Source organism: Microvirga zambiensis WSM3693 (assembly GCF_016735695.1).
Classification (GTDB): domain Bacteria; phylum Pseudomonadota; class Alphaproteobacteria; order Rhizobiales; family Beijerinckiaceae; genus Microvirga; species Microvirga zambiensis.
Genome location: NZ_JAERQD010000013.1, coordinates 101,579 through 117,337, shown reverse-complemented (window position 1 = coordinate 117,337; position 15,759 = coordinate 101,579). Strand labels below are relative to the sequence as shown.

General features: G+C 62.9%; 15 protein-coding genes. 5 read left to right on the top strand and 10 right to left on the bottom strand.

Annotated elements, in window-relative coordinates:
* Window positions 1-13: 13 nt before the first annotated feature.
* Complete coding sequence (locus tag JKL46_RS12620; protein ID WP_201833241.1) at window positions 14-241, bottom strand: hypothetical protein; 228 nt, start codon at window positions 239-241, stop codon at window positions 14-16.
* 360 nt (window positions 242-601) lie between these two features.
* Between JKL46_RS12620 and JKL46_RS12615 the strand changes: the two genes are divergently transcribed.
* A complete protein-coding gene (locus JKL46_RS12615) occupies window positions 602-910 on the top strand; it encodes a hypothetical protein (RefSeq protein WP_201833240.1) in 309 nt (102 codons plus the stop codon).
* Between the two features lie 80 nt (window positions 911-990).
* On the opposite strand, the gene mmsB is transcribed toward JKL46_RS12615, so the two are convergent.
* The 8 genes from mmsB to ytfQ all read right to left on the bottom strand — a co-directional run bounded on the left by mmsB (window position 991) and on the right by ytfQ (window position 10,440).
* A complete protein-coding gene (gene mmsB, locus JKL46_RS12610; protein ID WP_201833238.1) occupies window positions 991-2,190 on the bottom strand; it encodes a multiple monosaccharide ABC transporter permease in 1,200 nt (399 codons plus the stop codon).
* A 1-nt stretch (window position 2,191) separates the two neighbouring features.
* Entirely contained in the window at window positions 2,192-3,721 is a 1,530-nt protein-coding gene (mmsA, locus tag JKL46_RS12605; protein WP_201833236.1) for a multiple monosaccharide ABC transporter ATP-binding protein, read from the bottom strand.
* Window positions 3,722-3,805: 84 nt separating this feature from the next.
* The gene (chvE, locus tag JKL46_RS12600) at window positions 3,806-4,909 is read right to left on the bottom strand and encodes a multiple monosaccharide ABC transporter substrate-binding protein (protein WP_425493260.1); all 1,104 of its coding nucleotides are present in this window, start codon (window positions 4,907-4,909) and stop codon (window positions 3,806-3,808) included.
* Window positions 4,910-5,144: 235 nt separating this feature from the next.
* On the bottom strand, window positions 5,145-5,921 hold the full coding sequence (locus JKL46_RS12595) for a FadR/GntR family transcriptional regulator (RefSeq protein ID WP_201833232.1): 777 nt from the start codon (window positions 5,919-5,921) through the stop codon (window positions 5,145-5,147).
* An 11-nt stretch (window positions 5,922-5,932) separates the two neighbouring features.
* Window positions 5,933-6,898, bottom strand: a complete 966-nt coding sequence (gene yjfF, locus JKL46_RS12590) for a galactofuranose ABC transporter, permease protein YjfF (RefSeq protein WP_210381342.1) — start codon at window positions 6,896-6,898, stop codon at window positions 5,933-5,935.
* Window positions 6,895-7,899, bottom strand: a complete 1,005-nt coding sequence (gene ytfT, locus JKL46_RS12585; RefSeq protein WP_201833231.1) for a galactofuranose ABC transporter, ATP-binding protein YtfT — start codon at window positions 7,897-7,899, stop codon at window positions 6,895-6,897. Before ytfT ends, yjfF begins: the two co-directional genes overlap by 4 nt.
* Window positions 7,900-9,408: a galactofuranose ABC transporter, ATP-binding protein YtfR gene (gene ytfR, locus JKL46_RS12580; protein ID WP_201833229.1), complete on the bottom strand. Its 1,509-nt coding sequence runs from the start codon at window positions 9,406-9,408 to the stop codon at window positions 7,900-7,902. It abuts the gene before it with no gap.
* A 69-nt stretch (window positions 9,409-9,477) separates the two neighbouring features.
* Entirely contained in the window at window positions 9,478-10,440 is a 963-nt protein-coding gene (gene ytfQ / locus JKL46_RS12575; protein ID WP_201833227.1) for a galactofuranose ABC transporter, galactofuranose-binding protein YtfQ, read from the bottom strand.
* A 153-nt stretch (window positions 10,441-10,593) separates the two neighbouring features.
* On the opposite strand from ytfQ, the gene JKL46_RS12570 reads away from it, so the two are divergent.
* The 4 genes from JKL46_RS12570 (at window position 10,594) to JKL46_RS12555 (ending at window position 14,585) form a co-directional block, all read left to right on the top strand.
* Window positions 10,594-12,327, top strand: a complete 1,734-nt coding sequence (locus JKL46_RS12570; protein ID WP_201833225.1) for an IlvD/Edd family dehydratase — start codon at window positions 10,594-10,596, stop codon at window positions 12,325-12,327.
* 33 nt (window positions 12,328-12,360) lie between these two features.
* Window positions 12,361-13,299 (top strand): dihydrodipicolinate synthase family protein, encoded by a 939-nt coding sequence (locus JKL46_RS12565; protein ID WP_201833223.1) that lies wholly within the window; start codon window positions 12,361-12,363, stop codon window positions 13,297-13,299.
* Window positions 13,300-13,460: 161 nt separating this feature from the next.
* The gene (locus JKL46_RS12560; RefSeq protein ID WP_201833222.1) at window positions 13,461-14,270 is read left to right on the top strand and encodes a phasin family protein; all 810 of its coding nucleotides are present in this window, start codon (window positions 13,461-13,463) and stop codon (window positions 14,268-14,270) included.
* Window positions 14,271-14,345: 75 nt separating this feature from the next.
* On the top strand, window positions 14,346-14,585 hold the full coding sequence (locus JKL46_RS12555; RefSeq protein ID WP_201833220.1) for a hypothetical protein: 240 nt from the start codon (window positions 14,346-14,348) through the stop codon (window positions 14,583-14,585).
* Window positions 14,586-15,220: 635 nt separating this feature from the next.
* On the opposite strand, the gene JKL46_RS12550 is transcribed toward JKL46_RS12555, so the two are convergent.
* Window positions 15,221-15,679 (bottom strand): hypothetical protein, encoded by a 459-nt coding sequence (locus tag JKL46_RS12550; protein WP_201833217.1) that lies wholly within the window; start codon window positions 15,677-15,679, stop codon window positions 15,221-15,223.
* Window positions 15,680-15,759 lie beyond the last annotated feature (80 nt).

Below are 15,759 nucleotides of genomic sequence, written 5' to 3'. Positions count from 1 at the left end.
GCCTTTTGCATGATCAGGGATCGTTCGAACCGACCGGCGGTTCGAGATGGTGCGTCTGCATCTCGCGTCGCTTGAGATCGAGCAGACGGCGCGCGGCGATCCCGCCCGGCTCGGAGGAATAGAGCCTCTTGCTGAGCACCTCGACCTGCCAGCGCTGCAGCTCGAGCAGAGCCTGCAAGGCCTTGACCCGCGCCTGCAGAACACGCGCATCCTTCAGAGGGTCGGGTCCGCCTGTGGTCATAGGACCATCCCTGACAATCCTGCGATGAATCATTTGTGAACGCATGAATGGAAGAGCCCGATTCCTATCATCCCCGGCCGCCAGGAACATAGTCTCGACGGCGAGCGATAAACGACGATTAAGGATGAGTGAGTGGCGCTCAAGCTGGGCGCTTTTTGGACCGAACCGTGGCCGTTCGGACGACGCGTCTTCAGACTTCTCTAACCGCTCCTGTGAATGATCGCCGGCAGGGCTTCCCGCCCCCTGCGACATCTGTAACGGGGAACGCCCCCTGGCCGAGGCACGTTGCTTCCCTGTGCGATACGGCACATCGGCAAGGCCTCGGGCGTGGTGTTCTCCGGGCGTTGGGAGAATCGGTCAATGCGCTCCACTTCGACTGCAATGCTCTTCGGCATTCTGTTTCTTGGCCTCGGCTCCGCCGCCCAGGCCCAGTCCGAAAACACGCGCGTTGCCTCCATGCCCTTTAGCGAATGCCTCTCGATCATCGACGAGGCGGCGCAGGATATGGACGAGGAGCCCGTCAAGCTTGTCAGCACGAACGACAACGTCACCGTCAGGCTTGCAGCCTCGGACGGCTTCGTGACGGTGTCCTGCGAACGCAACGGCGAACGGATGACGCTCACCAGGAGCCCGGTCCCAGGCGCTGCCGGAATGACGGCCTCCCGCTGAAACTGCACAGCTTGCTTGCCAGAGCTCAAAAGAAAACGGCGAGCCGAAGCTCGCCGTTTCGCTGAGGGCGGAATGAGAATTCACTTCTTCCGATTGTAGACGTCGAGGGATACGGCCGCGAGCAGCACGAGGCCCTTGATCACCTGCTGGTAGTCGATGCCGATGCCGAGGATCGACATGCCGTTGTTCATGACGCCCATGACGAACGCGCCGATGACGGCACCCGTCACCTTGCCGACGCCGCCTGTCGCCGAGGCACCGCCGATGAACACCGCCGCGATCACGTCGAGTTCGAAGCCGAGGCCGGCCTTCGGCGTCGCCGTGTTGAGGCGCGCGGCGAAGATCAGGCCGGCGAGTCCCGCGAGCACGCCCATGTTCACGAAGGTGAGGAAGGTCAGGCGGTCGGTCTTGATGCCCGACAGCTTGGCCGCCTTCTCGTTGCCGCCGAGCGCATAGATGCGCCTGCCGATCGTCGTCCGGTTGGTCACGAAGGCATAGAGCGCGATCAGCACCGCCATGATGACGAGCACGTTCGGCAGCCCGCGATAGGTCGCCATCTGGTAACAGAAGGCGACCACGAGCAGGGCAAGCAGGCCGTTCTTGAACAGGAACAGGCCGAACGGCGCCGTTTCCACCGCATGCTTGAGCTGGTTGGCGCGGCTGCGGAAGCTGAAATAGATGATGGCGGCAACACTCGCGACGCCGAGGAACAGCGCGGTGTAATTGAAGCCCTCGCCGCCGAAGACGTCCGGGATGAAGCCCGAGCTGAGACGCTGGAACACCACCGGGAAGGGACCGACCGACATGCCGCCGAGAAGCGCCAGGGTCAGGCCCTTGAAGACCAGCATGCCGGCGAGCGTGACGATGAAGGACGGCACCTTGAAATAGGCGACCCAGTAGCCCTGCGCGGCGCCGATCATGCCGCCGACGATGAGGCAGGCGATGGTGGTGGTGACGGGATCGATCCCCCAGCGCACCATCATTATCGCCGCCAGGCCGCCGACGAAACCGACGATGGAGCCGACCGACAGGTCGATATGCCCGGCGACGATCACGAGCAGCATGCCGAGCGCCATGATGACGATGTAGCTGTTCTGCAGCACCAGGTTGGTGAGGTTGAGCGGCCGCAGGAGAGTGCCGTCGGTCACCACCTGGAAGAACAGCATGATGACCAGGAGCGACAACAGCATGCCGTAATCGCGGAAATGGGCTTTGATGAATTCCGTCCACGACGCTTTCTGCTGGGGAGCATGGAGCTCTTCGGCGGTTCTCGTGTCCATCTCAGCGTCTCCCCGACTTTACGATGGCGTGCATGATCTTTTCCTGGGATGCCTCGGCAATGTCGAGCTCGGCGATCAGGGAGCCCTCGTTCATGACATAGATCCGGTCGCACATGCCGAGCAGTTCCGGCATCTCGGAGGATATCATGAGGACGCCCTTGCCGGCATCGGCCAGCCGGTTGATGATCGTATAGATTTCGTATTTCGCGCCCACATCGATGCCGCGGGTCGGCTCGTCCAGAATCAGGATTTCCGGGTCCGAGAAGAGCCATTTGCTCAGGACCACCTTCTGCTGGTTGCCGCCTGAGAGGTTCACCGTCTCCTGGAACACGCTGGGGCTGCGGATCCGCATCTTGGCCCGATAGTCGTTGGCGACCGCGAGTTCCTGGATGTCGTCGATGACGAGGTTCTTGGAGACGCCATCGAGATTGGCGAGCGTCACGTTCTTGCGGATGTCCTCGGCCAGTACCAGACCGTATGTCTTGCGGTCCTCGGTGGCATAGGCGATCCCGTTGGAGACCGCCCTCTCCACCGTGCTGACGTCGATCTCCTTGCCGTGCAGGGTCGCCCGGCCGGAGATGTTCTGGCCATAGCTGCGGCCGAACAGGCTCATGGCGAACTCCGTCCGCCCTGCCCCCATCAGCCCGGCGATGCCGACGATCTCGCCGCGCCGGATGCTGAGATTGACGTTCTTGACCACCTGCACGTGATTGTGGAGCGGGTGATGGGCGGACCAGTTCTCGACCTGAAAGATCGTCTCGCCGATCTTCGGCTCGCGCTTCGGATAGCGGTCTTCCATGGTGCGGCCGACCATGCCGCGGATGATGCGATCCTCGCTCACCTCTTGCGTCTGGCAATCGAGCGTCTCGACGGTGCCGCCGTCGCGCAGGACGGTGATGGAATCGGCGACCTTCGAGATCTCGTTGAGCTTGTGCGAGATCAGGATCGAGGAGATGCCCTGCGCCTTGAACTGAAGCAGCAGGTTCAGGAGCGCATCGCTGTCCTTCTCGTTCAGGCTCGCGGTCGGCTCGTCGAGGATGAGGAGCTTCACCTTCTTCGAAAGTGCCTTGGCGATCTCCACGAGCTGCTGCTTGCCGACGCCGAGATTGGTGATCAGCTCCTCCGGCGATTCTTTCAGGCCGACGAGTTTCAACAGCTCTTTCGTTCGTGCGAAGGCCACGGACCAGTCGATGACGCCGTACCTGGCCTGCTCGTTGCCGAGAAAGATGTTTTCCGCAATCGACAGAAGCGGCACCAGGGCAAGCTCCTGGTGGATGATGATGATGCCGAGCTTCTCGCTGTCGGCGATCCCCGAGAAGCGGCGCTCCTCGCCCTCGTAATGAATTTCGCCGGAATAGGATCCGTGCGGATAGACGCCGCTCAGAACCTTCATCAGCGTCGACTTGCCGGCACCGTTCTCGCCGACCAGGGCGTGGATCTCGCCCGCCCTGACGGTGATGTTGACGTTGTCCAGCGCCTTCACGCCAGGAAACGTCTTGGTGATCCCCCGCATCTCAAGGATCGCATTCATCGCAGAACCTCAGGCAACGCGTCTTCCAGAAACGAGCATGGACCCTGCGCGGGCGCGCAGGGTCCAAATCCTCACGAAAACCAATTACTTGAACTGGTCTTCCTTGTAATAGCCGCTGCTGACCAGAACTTCTTTCCAGTTCGAAGCATCGACGCTCACCGGCTTCAGCAGGTAGGACGGAACCGTCTTCACGCCGTTCTCGTAGGTCTTGGTGTCGTTGACCTCAGGCGTCTTGCCCGAGAGCACGGCGTCGACCATGTTGGCCGCGACCTTGGCGAGCTCGCGGGTGTCCTTGAACACCGTCGAGGTCTGTTCCTTGGCGAGGATCGACTTGATCGAGGGCACCTCGGCATCCTGGCCGGTGATCACCGGCATCGGCTGCTTCGGCGTGCCGTAGCCCACGCCCTTGAGCGAGGAGATGATGCCGATGCTCAGGCCGTCGTAAGGAGAGAGAACCGCATCGACGCGCTTGTCGGTGTAGAAGGCCGAGAGCAGATTATCCATGCGGGCCTGGGCAACGGCGCCGTCCCAGCGCAGGGTCGAGACCTTGTCCATTCCGGTCTGGCCGCTCGCGACCTTGAGCTTGCCGCTCTTGATATAAGGGTCGAGAACGGACATGGCGCCGTTGTAGAAGAAGAACGCGTTGTTGTCGTCCGGCGAACCGCCGAACAGCTCGATGTTGAACGGGCCCTTGCCTTCCTTCAGGCCGAGCGCCTTCTCGATGTAGCCGCCCTGGAGCACGCCGACCTGGAAGTTATCGAAGGTCGCGTAGTAGTCGACGTTCTTGGAATTGCGGATCAGGCGATCATAGGCAATGACCTTGATGCCCTTGTCGGCCGCCTGCTGCAGCGCGTCGGACAGGGTCGTGCCGTCGATGGCGGCGATCACGAGCACCTTGGAGCCCTTGGTGATCATGTTCTCGATCTGGGCCAGCTGGTTCGGGATATCGTCTTCCGCATATTGCAGATCGACGTTGTAGCCCTTCTCTTTGAGCACCTTGACCATGTTGTTGCCGTCGTCGATCCAGCGCGCGGACGACTTCGTCGGCATGGCCACGCCGACCGTGCCCTTAGTCTGCGCCTGGGCGGCGCCGAGCAGACCGAAGGCTCCAAGAGCCACGGCCGCCAATGCGGTAGTAAGTGTCTTCAAGGTCGTTCTCCCTCTCGTCCATGCCCGGGCCGCTGACATTTTGCCCAGCGCATATTCGGTATTGTTCGTTCCAGGACTCAGATCGGCTTGGGGCAGAGGACACAGGCCGGCTGCCGCCCTCGATTCTACTACAAAGGCAGAGCTTGCCGTTGGGAAAGCCCTGCCCTCCTAAAGACCGTCGAAGTGGTAGACCCATCCCGAGCGGCGATAAATCATACTATAATACTAATTTGGAACAAGAGACCCGGCGTTGCTGGAACAGGCCGATCACCCGCTAATCGACGCCAGAGAACGTGTGGATCTGGACGCTCGCCAGGGCGCTCTCCGCATGCTTGATCCGGACCCGTTCCGCAGCCTGCAGGATCAGGTCCGACATGGCGTCGCTCGCGGCAGAGGGATCGCGCTGCTCGATGGCATCGAAAACCGCCTGGTGCTGCTGCATGACCTCCTTGAAGCGCTCGTCGCTGGAGACGGGAGAGCTGATGGTGAAGGAGGTGGCGAGCGCCGCCCCGATGACCGACCCGATCGATTGCAGGAAGGGATTGCCGGACGCCTCGAGAATGGCCTGATGGAAGATCAGGTCGGCCTTGGTGAAGCCCTGCCGGCTGGTCTCGCATTCGTACATCGCCCGAAGCCCGCGGTGCATCGCGTCGAGCTGCTCCGGCGTACGCCTGACCGCAGCGGTGGCGCAGGCGAGCGGCTCCAGCATCTGCCGGATCTCGAAAAGCCATCCGAGGAAGCGGGCATCGACGCCGACCTGCAGATGCCAATCGAGAATATCGGCATCGAACATGTTCCAGTTGTTGCGATCCATGACCTTGGTGCCGACCTTGGTCTTCGACTCGATCAAGCCCTTCGCGGCCAGCGTCTTCAGCGCTTCGCGCAGGGCCGTTCGGGATACGCCGAACAGCTCCATCAGCTCCGCGTCGCCCGGCAGGATGCTGCCGATGGGGAAGCGGCCCTCCATGATATTCTGGCCGATCCCATGGGCGACGAGATCATGAGCCGATCGCGCTCTCGAAGGCCTGTGGGTACCGTGCATCAACACCATGTTCCTTCTCTTTAAGCCGATCGTGTTCGAAGCGACGCCGCCGACAGCCCGCGCTGCAGCACGATGAACGCGAACAGCAGTGCACCGATGGCGATCTTTGTCCACCAGGAACTCAGGGTTCCCTCGAAGGTGATGTAGGTCTGGATCAGCCCCTGGATGAGCACGCCGACCAGCGTGCCGATGATCGTCCCGTATCCACCCGTGAGCAGCGTGCCGCCGATGACGACGGCCGCGATGGTGTCGAGCTCGACGCCGGTCGCGGCCAGGGAATAGCCCGCGGAGGTGTAGAAGGAAAAGACGATTCCGGCCAGGGCGGCAAGGAAGCTCGAGAGCATGTAGATCCGGATCGTCGTCTTCCGTACCGGAACGCCCATGAGTTCGGCCGACGTTCTGTTGCCCCCGAGCGCATAGACATTGGCGCCGAAGCGCGTGAAATGCGCCAGCACGATGCCGATCGCGAAGGTGATCAGCATGACCATGGCGATGAAGGTCAGCCTGCCGCCGCCCGGCAGCCGAAAGGCGATATCGGTGATCTGTCCATAAGCGGGAGCGTTGATCGGAATCGAATCCGTGGTGAGCACGAAGCACAGGCCGCGCGCCAGGAACATGCCCGCCAGCGTGACGATGAAGGCCGGGATCTGGAAGGTGTGGATCAGGAATCCCATGCCGGATCCGAACAGGGCCGCAATCCCGAGGATGAGCACGAAGGCGAGGTAAGGGTTGAGCCCGTATTTCTCGATCGTGACGGCGAGGAACACGCCGGTGAAGGCGATGACCGAGCCGACGGAAAGATCGATGCCGCCGGAGAGGATCACGAAAGTCATGCCGACCGCGACGATGCCGAGGAACGCATTGTCCGTGAGAAGATTGCCGATCACCCGGGTCGAGGCGAAGCTCGGAAACTGCGCAAGGCAGATCAGGTAGCCGACGATGAAGACGGCGAGCGTGATGAGGACCGGAAGATGGCGCCTGATCATGCTTTCGCCCTCCAGACCGAACGGACGGCCGACAGCACGGGCGACTGGGCAAGCAGCACGGCAAGCACCACGATGGCTTTCACGATGAGGTTGTATTCAGGCGGATAGCCGCTCAGCAGGATGCCCGTGTTCATCGCCTGGATGATGAGCGCGCCGACAACGGAGAGGCCGAGGCTGAAGCGTCCGCCGAAGAGCGACGTGCCGCCGATCACCACGGCGAGGATCGCATCGAGCTCGAGCCAGAGACCGGCATTGTTGGCATCGGCGCCGCGAATGTCGGCCGTCACGATCAAACCGGCAATCGCCGCGCAGAGGCCGCACCACATATAGACGGCGATGGTCACGACCTTGGTGCCGATGCCGGCATAGGCGCTGGAGCGGACATTGGCGCCGATGGATTCGATGAAGAGACCAAGAGCCGTGTACCGCACGATGAAGTGGGTGATGATCAGCATCACGATGGCGATCACCACCGGCATCGGCAGAAAGAGGAAGGAGCCGCCGCCGATGGCGGCGAAGCCCTCGCTCACGAAGGTGATGATCTGGCCCTCCGTGATCAACTGCGCGAAGCCGCGTCCCGCCACCATCAAGATCAGCGTTGCCACGAAGGGCTGGATTTCGAGGACGGCGACGAGGAAGCCGTTCCACAGGCCGCAGGCGAGACCAATGCCGGCGGCGGCGGCCAGCGCAACCGGCAGCGGATAGCCCTGCGCCGTCAATGTCGCCGCCATCGCACCTGCAATCGCCATGACGGCGCCGACGGAGAGATCGATGCCGCGGGTCGCGATGACGAGGGTCATCCCCAAGGCCAGGATCGCCACCGGTGCGCCACGGTTGAGCACGTCGATGAGGCTGCCGAAGAGGCGCCCGTCCTGCAGGCGCAGGGCAAAGAAGTCGCGGAAGACGAGCCAGTTGACGAGGAAGACGATCAGAAGCGCCGCAACCTGCGGAAGCCCCTTGGGAAGGGTGCGAGGAGCACTGGCCTGAATCATGCCGCTCATTCAATGGCCCGCAATGGTTGTCATGATGGTATCGGCGCTCACCTCGGATCCGGACAATTCGCGCACATGCCGCCGGTCGCGCAGCACCACCACCCTATCGCTGTAGGAGGCAATCTCCTCAAGCTCGGACGAGATGACGAGAAGGGCAAGACCCTCCTCGCACAGGCGCTCGATCAGGCGGATGATCTCGGCATGGGCACCGACATCGATGCCGCGAGTCGGCTCGTCGAGGATCAGGAAGCGCGGCTCGGTGGCGAGCCAGCGGGCGAGTAGCGCCTTCTGCTGATTGCCGCCGGAGAGAAGACCGATGGGCTTTTCCGCATCCGGCGTGCGAATGTCGAGAAGCTTGATGAAACGGTCGGCGATCTCTTCCTGCCTGCGACGGGGCAGCAGGCGCAGCCATCCACGCTGCGCCTGGAGTGCCAGGATGATGTTCTCACGCACCGACAATTCCGCGACGATGCCTTCCGTCTTGCGGTCCTCTGGCGTGAAGCCGAACCGTAGGCGCGCTGCATCGCGCGGGGTTGCGATGCGCACGGGCTTGCCGTCGACGAAGGCCTGCCCGCTGTCGGCGCGCTCGATGCCGAAGACGAGCTTCGCCGTCTCGGTACGTCCGGAGCCGAGAAGACCGGCAAGGCCCACGACCTCGCCCGCACGCACGGCAAGATCGAAGGGCTCCAGCAGGCGGCGCTTGCCGTAATCCTTGAACGCGACGAGCGGTTCGCCGGTGACGGCTTTGCGCTGGTTGCGGTGGAGCGCTTCCGCCGCGAGTTCGCGCCCCAGCATCATCGACACGAGCTCGATCCGCGGCAGCTGTGAAATCGGGCGCGATCCGACGAGCCGTCCGTTGCGCAGGACCGTGATACGGTCGCAGACCGCGTAGACCTGATCGAGGAAATGCGTGACGAACACGATGCCGATGCCGCGGCTCTTGAGATCCCTCAGGATCTTGAAAAGGGTCTCGACCTCATGGGCATCGAGACTTGCGGTGGGTTCGTCGAGGACCAGCACTTTGGCCGAGAGATCGACGGCACGGGCAATGGCGACGATCTGCTGAACGGCCACCGAATAGGTGCTCAACGGATTGGCGACGTCGATATCGAGGCCATAACCTGTCAAAAGCTCCTCGGAAAGGCGGCGCATCTCGCCGGTGCGCACGAGGCCGAAGCGGTGCGGCTGGCGGCCGATGAAGAGGTTTTCCGCCACCGACAAGTTCGGCAGCAGATTCACCTCCTGATAGACGGTGCCGATTCCCAGAGACAGCGCGTCGGCGGGATCGCGCGCATTGATGTCCTGCCCGTCGAGGCGAATGGTGCCGGCGTCGCGCTTGAACACGCCGGTGAGCACCTTGATCAGCGTCGACTTGCCGGCGCCGTTCTCCCCGAGAAGACCGTGGATTTCGCCGGCATGCAGGGTGAAGTCCACATGGTCGAGGGCTTGGACCCCGGGAAATCCCTTCGTCAGGCCCCTGATCTCGAGAAGCTGGGGCTGTTCCGTCGCTGCTGGCATCACGTCCTCACCGGCCCATACGCGAAGCAGCAGGCGGTCGCCCGCCTGCTGCCCCGAAGCCTGACGATCCTAATAGAGATCCTTGCGCTTGTCGTATTCGGCCTTCGCGGTCTCGGGCGTGAAGACCTTCGATTCCGTCTGGATCCACTTCTTCGGCATCGTGCCGTCCTTCTTGAAGGCCACGAGCGCATCGAGCGCCGGGCCCGCCATGTTCGGCGTCAGCTCGACCGTGACGTTGGCCTCGCCATCGGACATGGCCTTGAAGATATCCGGAACGCCGTCGATGGAGACGATCTTGATGTCCTTGCCGGGCTTCAGGCCGGCTTCCTTGATCGCCTGGATGGCGCCGATCGCCATGTCGTCGTTATGCGCATAGACGGCGCAGATGTTCTTGCCGCCGCCTTCGGCCTTGATGAAGCTTTCCATCACTTCCTTACCCTTGGTGCGGGTAAAGTCGCCGGACTGGGTGCGGACGATCTTCATGCCGGGATTGGCGGCAACGACCTGATCGAAGCCCTTCTTGCGGTTGATCGCCGGGCTCGAGCCGACGGTGCCCTGCAACTCGACCACGTTACACTTGCCGCCGGTCTCCTTGGCCAGCCACTCGCCGGCGACCTTGCCTTCATAGACGGTGTCGGAGGTCACGGCGGTGAGGTAGAGCGACTCGTCCTTGGTATCGATCGAGCGGTCGAGCAGCACGACCGGGATCTTGGCGTCCTTCGCTTCCTTCAGCACCGCATCCCAGCCCGTCGACACGACCGGGGCGATGAAGATGGCGTCGACGCCCTGCGCGATGAAGGAGCGGACGGCGCGGATCTGGTTTTCCTGCTTCTGCTGCGCGTCGGAGATCTTCAAATCGACGCCGCGCTTCTCGGCCTCGCTCTTCGAGACCTTCGTCTCGGCAGCCCGCCAGCCGGATTCAGATCCGACCTGCGAGAATCCGATGGTCATTTTGTTCTGAGCGTATGCGGCGCCGGAGGACAGCATCAGTGCAGCCATGCCGATCGTCGTCAGGAGATGACGGGCCTTCATGAGATTCTCCCTAAATTTGTCGTTGCTCTTCGACTTTAGCAGCCTTATCAGCTGCCTATTAGTACTATTATATGAATCAAATTGAGCGCCTATTCAACCAAAGTCGTGAATCAACGGCTCGCGGATGCGCTACAAAGTTTCAGGGACAAGACGATGAGCGATGAGAAGAAGCACCAGCTACGCAGCCAAGCCTGGTTCGGGCGCCAGGACAAAATGGGCTTCTATTACCGGTCCTTCCTGAAAAACAGCGGCTTCCCCCAGGACCAGTTCGAGGGCCGGCCCGTCATCGGCATCTGCAACACCTGGTCCGAGCTGACGCCCTGCAACGCCCATTTCCGCACCATCGCCGAGCATGTGAAATACGGCGTGCTCGATGCCGGCGGCTTTCCGCTGGAATTCCCCGTCTCCTCCCTCGGCGAGGTGACGATGCGCCCGACCGCCATGCTGTTCCGCAACCTCGCCGCCATGGACGTGGAGGAGGCGATCCGCGCCCATCCGCTCGACGGCGTCGTGCTTCTCATGGGCTGCGACAAGACCACCCCTGCCCTGCTCATGGGCGCAGCCTCCGCCGACCTGCCGACCGTCGGCGTGTCGGGCGGACCGCAGCTGCGCGGCGTCTACCGCGGCAAGTACATCGGGTCGGGCACCAACATCATCTCCATGAGCGAGCAGCTTCGCGCCGGCGAGGTGACCCTGCAGGAGTTCCACGAGGCGGAAGGCGGCATGAACCGTTCGGCCGGCCATTGCATGACCATGGGCACCGGCTCGACCATGGCCTCCATGGTCGAGGCGCTGGGCGTCGGTCTGCCGGAGAACGCCGCGATCCCGGCGAGCGATGCGCGTCGCAACCATCTCGCCCGCATGGCCGGACGGCGCATCGTCGACATGGTGCACGAGGATCTCGTGCTCTCGAAAGTCATGACCCGTCAGGCCTTCGAGAACGCGATCCGGACGCTCGCCGCCATCGGCGGCTCGACCAACGCGGTCGTGCATCTTCTCGCCATCGCCGGGCGCTGCGGAATCGACCTGACCCTCGACGATTTCGACAGGCTCGGGCGCGACATCCATTGCCTCGTCGACCTCATGCCCTCCGGCCGTTTCCTCATGGAGGACTTCTACTATGCCGGCGGCCTGCCCGTGGTGCTGCGCACGCTGGGCGAGCGCGGCCTGCTCCACAAGGATGCGCTGACCATCAACGGCAAATCCATCTGGGACAACGTCAAGGACGCGCCGTGCTGGAACCGCGACGTGATCACCACCTTCGAGGAACCGTTCAAGCCGGAGGCCGGCATCGCGATCCTCAAAGGAAACCTCGCGCCGAACGGCGCGGTGATCAAGCCGTCGGCGGCGTCGCCTGAACTGATGCAGCATACCGGCCGCGCGGTCGTGTTCGAGACCATCGAGGATCTGCATCACAGCATCGACGACGAGGATCTCGACATCGACGAGACCTGCATCATGGTGCTCAAGAATTGCGGCCCCAAGGGCTATCCCGGCATGGCGGAAGTGGGCAACATGCCCCTGCCGCAGAAACTGCTCAAGAAGGGGATCCGCGACATGATCCGCATCTCGGACGCACGTATGTCCGGAACCGCCTACGGCACCGTGGTGCTGCACGTGGCGCCGGAAGCCGCCGCCGGCGGGCCGCTGGCGCTGGTGCAGAACGGCGACCTCATCACCCTCGACGTGGCGGCCCGCAGCCTGCACCTTCACGTGGAGGCCAAGGAGATGGAGCGCCGGCGCGAAGCCTGGATCCCGCCGGAGCCGCATGCGACGCGCGGCTATGCCAAGCTCTATATCGACCATGTCATGCAGGCCGACAAAGGTGTCGATCTGGACTTTCTCGTCGGCCGCACCGGCTCGCCCGTTCCGCGCGACAATCACTGACTGCTAAACTCAAAGATATCGAAGGGAGAAATCATGTCCTCGTCCGGCAAGAGTGCCACGCGCCCCTATCGCGGCGTGTTTCCGGTCGCCCCCACCATTTTCGATGACAACGGAAAGCTCGACCTCGAAGGCCAGAAGCGCGCCATCGACTTCATGATCGATGCGGGCTCGGACGGCATCTGCATCCTGGCGAACTTTTCCGAGCAGTTCGTGCTGACCGACGGCGAGCGCGAGGCCGTGATGACGACCGTGCTCGATCACGTCGCGGGCAGGGTTCCGGTCATCGTCACGACCAGCCATTTCTCGACCGAGATCTGCGCCGAGCGCAGCCGGCGCGCGGAAGCCGCAGGTGCTGCGATGGTCATGATCATGCCGCCCTTCTTCGGCGCGACCCTGCGGGTTTCCGAAGCCGGGATCCACGAGTTCTTCCGCAGGGTCTCCGATGCCATCACCATCCCGATCATGATCCAGGATGCGCCGATGGCCGGCACGTCCCTCTCGGCGCCCTTCCTCGCGCGCATGGCGAAGGAGATCGCCAACGTCTCCTACTTCAAGATCGAGATCGCCGGCACGGCCGGAAAGCTGCGCGACCTTATCGCGCTTGGAGGCGCTTCCATCGAAGGCCCCTGGGACGGCGAGGAGGCGATCACCCTCATGGCCGATCTCGACGCCGGCGCCACCGGCGCCATGACGGGCGGCGCCTATCCGGACGGCATCCGCCAGATCATCGATCCCTATTTTGCCGGCGACAAGGAAAAGGCAGCTTCCGCCTATGAGCGCTGGCTTCCGCTGATCAACTACGAGAACCGCCAATGCGGGCTTCTCGCCGCCAAGGTGCTCATGAAGGAAGGCGGCGTCATTCGTTCCGAAGCCGTCCGTCATCCGCTGATGCCGCTGCATCCGGAGACCCGCAAAGGCCTGATCGAGGTCGCCCGCCGGGTCGATCCGCTGGTGCTGCGCTGGGGCCGATAAGCCGGAACCCATCGGAGTCGTTTAGCCGCGGGATCGCAAGACCCGCGGCTTTCGTTTGCCCGATGGTGCGCCGCATTCAGGCCAAGGTTTGTTGCTGCACTGCACACTCGCCTGCCCGTGCCCTTAACCTGCGTCATCCGCCGCCCTTACGAGGAACGACCATGCCCGCCAGACATTTCGGCCAGACACCGCCCGACAGAGCCAACGACCTGTTCGACAAGCTCCTTGCAACATCCGATGGCGCCGCCAAGACCCGCGAGCGCCTGCTCTTGGAGCTGAAGGACGAACTGGACCTTCTAGCCAATCTGCAGGAACAGCATCTTTTCCCGATCCTCCGGAAGCATGACATGCAGGACCTGCTGGAGGCCGCCGTCAGCGACAACCGGGAGACAGCCGCGCTTCTCGAGGAGCTGGCATCGATCCCGAAGAGCGGCGGCGAGTTTCTCGGCAAGATCGCCGCGCTGAGGCAGGCCTTCCAGAAGCACATCCGTGACGACAGGAAGGAACTTCTTCCGGCAATCCTCCAGGTTCTCAGCGCGGAAGAGGCTCAGGCCGTCGCGGACAAGGTCGAGGACGAGATGGCAAGCTTCAGCGACGTGCGGGAGCCGGAGCTGGACGCGGAGGGGCATGATCTCCAGACCGTTCCTGACGGCGTGGTCGATATCATGCATACGGGGACGGAAAGCGCCCAGGCGATGACCGTCGGCGTTCATGACATTTCCCGGGAATGCCTGCGCATGTCGCAGAAGCGCCTGCAGACCAATCTCGAGGGCTGGACCCGCCTCGCCCAGTGCCGATCGCCGCAGGATTTCGCGAATGCTCAGATCTCGCTCCTGCAGGACAATCTCGAACTGACCCTCAGCAACGGCGCTCGCCTCGCAGACCTCGCCGTTCAGCTGACCGAGATGACCACCTGGAAAGCCGCGCTCCGGGCGGTGAAGATGACGCCGCATTCCCGCGACTTCGCCTGAGCGGCGCCTGGCGCTCGATGGACAGAAACGGTGGGGGGCCTATATCCGGACGTGTCCCCCACCAAGGCAGAGTTGATGCCCGACACAGACGAACAGCCGGACGAGGAACTGGAAGACCTGGAGACGACGGGAAAGGTCAATTTCCGCGAATATCCGAGTTCCGGGCTCGTGGTCATCGCAGCCCTCAGCTCGGGGCTCGGCTGGATGCTCTACAGGTGGCTGGGCCGGAAGCGGCGGGAGAAGAACGGCGGCCTTGCCGAGGTGAAGACCAACGCGCCGCTGGATACGGAAGAACCCGGCCGCAAATCGCCCTGATTCGACCTTCCCTTACGTGCTGCAGCGCACTGTCTCCTCAAACGTCCGAGAGTATTCTCTTGGACGTTAACAGGAGGTTATCGTGACACACGGTGCTATTTCCTTCGTCCTCGGCATCATCGCTCCCGTCGCCCTGGTGAGCTGGCTGCTCGTTCTGCATTGAGATGCAGGGGCCGGCGCATGCACGTGGCGGCCCGGACGGATGTGAAATCCGCGATGACCGGAGAATGATCTGAAAGCTGAAATTCGCCTGGCTTCCGTAACGGAGCGTTTACGTTTCGGGAGCAGGCTCATGAGGTGCCTGACTGGCACGGTCCTCCCTCGACGGTCGCGACGGCGGCCCACCTAGAGCGCCAACGGATGGGGCGCTCTTTCTTTGCCCCCTCACCGCAAGATTATCCGCCAACCCATCGCTTCTTCGATGCGTCGAGATGCATCCGCATCATCGGCGGCCTCTGCCCGCGGTGCCGATCCGCCGACGGTGACATTATGGGGCGTTCATCTGCACGGCGAGGCGGGCGGCGACTTTCCGTCAGCGTTGACCGCGTCGGCTTCCTCGCCAGAGAGCTTATCGATCTTGTGCCGAGGATCATGGGCGGCGGCGCCCGACTTCCGCTCGCGCCGCCCGTTCGGCCTTACTGCGCCCGTTGGGCCTGGGGTTGATAAGTCGACGGTCTCCGCTGCGCCAGCATCGGGAGGAACTGCCCGCCATGATAGGTCACAGTCCCGCACATCCGATCCGCTTTCGCCGAAAGCTTGCCGTCGAACAGGACGTCGCCTTCGCGGGAGGCAACGACCATATGGATGGCGTTGCCGGTCAGCGTGATCTTGCGGACGACGACAGGCGCGGTGTTTACCGGCGTCACCGAACCGCCATAGCCGCCGTCCACCAAGCCGATCGAAAGGAGGCCGAAGCTCGGCGCTCCGCTCACAACCATCAGGAAGTCCCAACTACCGTGGAGGTTCGGGGCCTCGGCGCCGACCGGAGCGGCATCCGTGCCGCAATTCACGTCAATGGTGAATGCGGGCTGTGCGGCAGCCATGGTGGGAGCGGCGAAGGCGGCAAGCAAGGCTAGCGTCATCAAACGCTTCATCTTCATTCTCCATGTTCGGATGGGTTTGGGCGCTGGTCGCCCGGTAGTGATCGTCATCACCAAGCTCGGCCGCCTCGACA

What these genes read in the sequence shown, in the direction of transcription:
- JKL46_RS12555 (WP_201833220.1), top strand. Translation starts at nt 14,346, where the DNA reads ATGCCCGACACAGACGAACAGCCGGACGAGGAACTGGAAGACCTGGAG.
- mmsA (WP_201833236.1), bottom strand. Translation starts at nt 3,721, where the DNA reads ATGAATGCGATCCTTGAGATGCGGGGGATCACCAAGACGTTTCCTGGC.
- JKL46_RS12595 (WP_201833232.1), bottom strand. Translation starts at nt 5,921, where the DNA reads ATGGTGTTGATGCACGGTACCCACAGGCCTTCGAGAGCGCGATCGGCT.
- ytfT (WP_201833231.1), bottom strand. Translation starts at nt 7,899, where the DNA reads ATGAGCGGCATGATTCAGGCCAGTGCTCCTCGCACCCTTCCCAAGGGG.
- ytfQ (WP_201833227.1), bottom strand. Translation starts at nt 10,440, where the DNA reads ATGAAGGCCCGTCATCTCCTGACGACGATCGGCATGGCTGCACTGATG.
- chvE (WP_425493260.1), bottom strand. Translation starts at nt 4,909, where the DNA reads ATGTCAGCGGCCCGGGCATGGACGAGAGGGAGAACGACCTTGAAGACA.
- yjfF (WP_210381342.1), bottom strand. Translation starts at nt 6,898, where the DNA reads ATGATCAGGCGCCATCTTCCGGTCCTCATCACGCTCGCCGTCTTCATC.
- mmsB (WP_201833238.1), bottom strand. Translation starts at nt 2,190, where the DNA reads ATGGACACGAGAACCGCCGAAGAGCTCCATGCTCCCCAGCAGAAAGCG.
- ytfR (WP_201833229.1), bottom strand. Translation starts at nt 9,408, where the DNA reads ATGCCAGCAGCGACGGAACAGCCCCAGCTTCTCGAGATCAGGGGCCTG.
- JKL46_RS12620 (WP_201833241.1), bottom strand. Translation starts at nt 241, where the DNA reads ATGACCACAGGCGGACCCGACCCTCTGAAGGATGCGCGTGTTCTGCAG.
- JKL46_RS12550 (WP_201833217.1), bottom strand. Translation starts at nt 15,679, where the DNA reads ATGAAGCGTTTGATGACGCTAGCCTTGCTTGCCGCCTTCGCCGCTCCC.
- JKL46_RS12615 (WP_201833240.1), top strand. Translation starts at nt 602, where the DNA reads ATGCGCTCCACTTCGACTGCAATGCTCTTCGGCATTCTGTTTCTTGGC.
- JKL46_RS12560 (WP_201833222.1), top strand. Translation starts at nt 13,461, where the DNA reads ATGCCCGCCAGACATTTCGGCCAGACACCGCCCGACAGAGCCAACGAC.
- JKL46_RS12565 (WP_201833223.1), top strand. Translation starts at nt 12,361, where the DNA reads ATGTCCTCGTCCGGCAAGAGTGCCACGCGCCCCTATCGCGGCGTGTTT.
- JKL46_RS12570 (WP_201833225.1), top strand. Translation starts at nt 10,594, where the DNA reads ATGAGCGATGAGAAGAAGCACCAGCTACGCAGCCAAGCCTGGTTCGGG.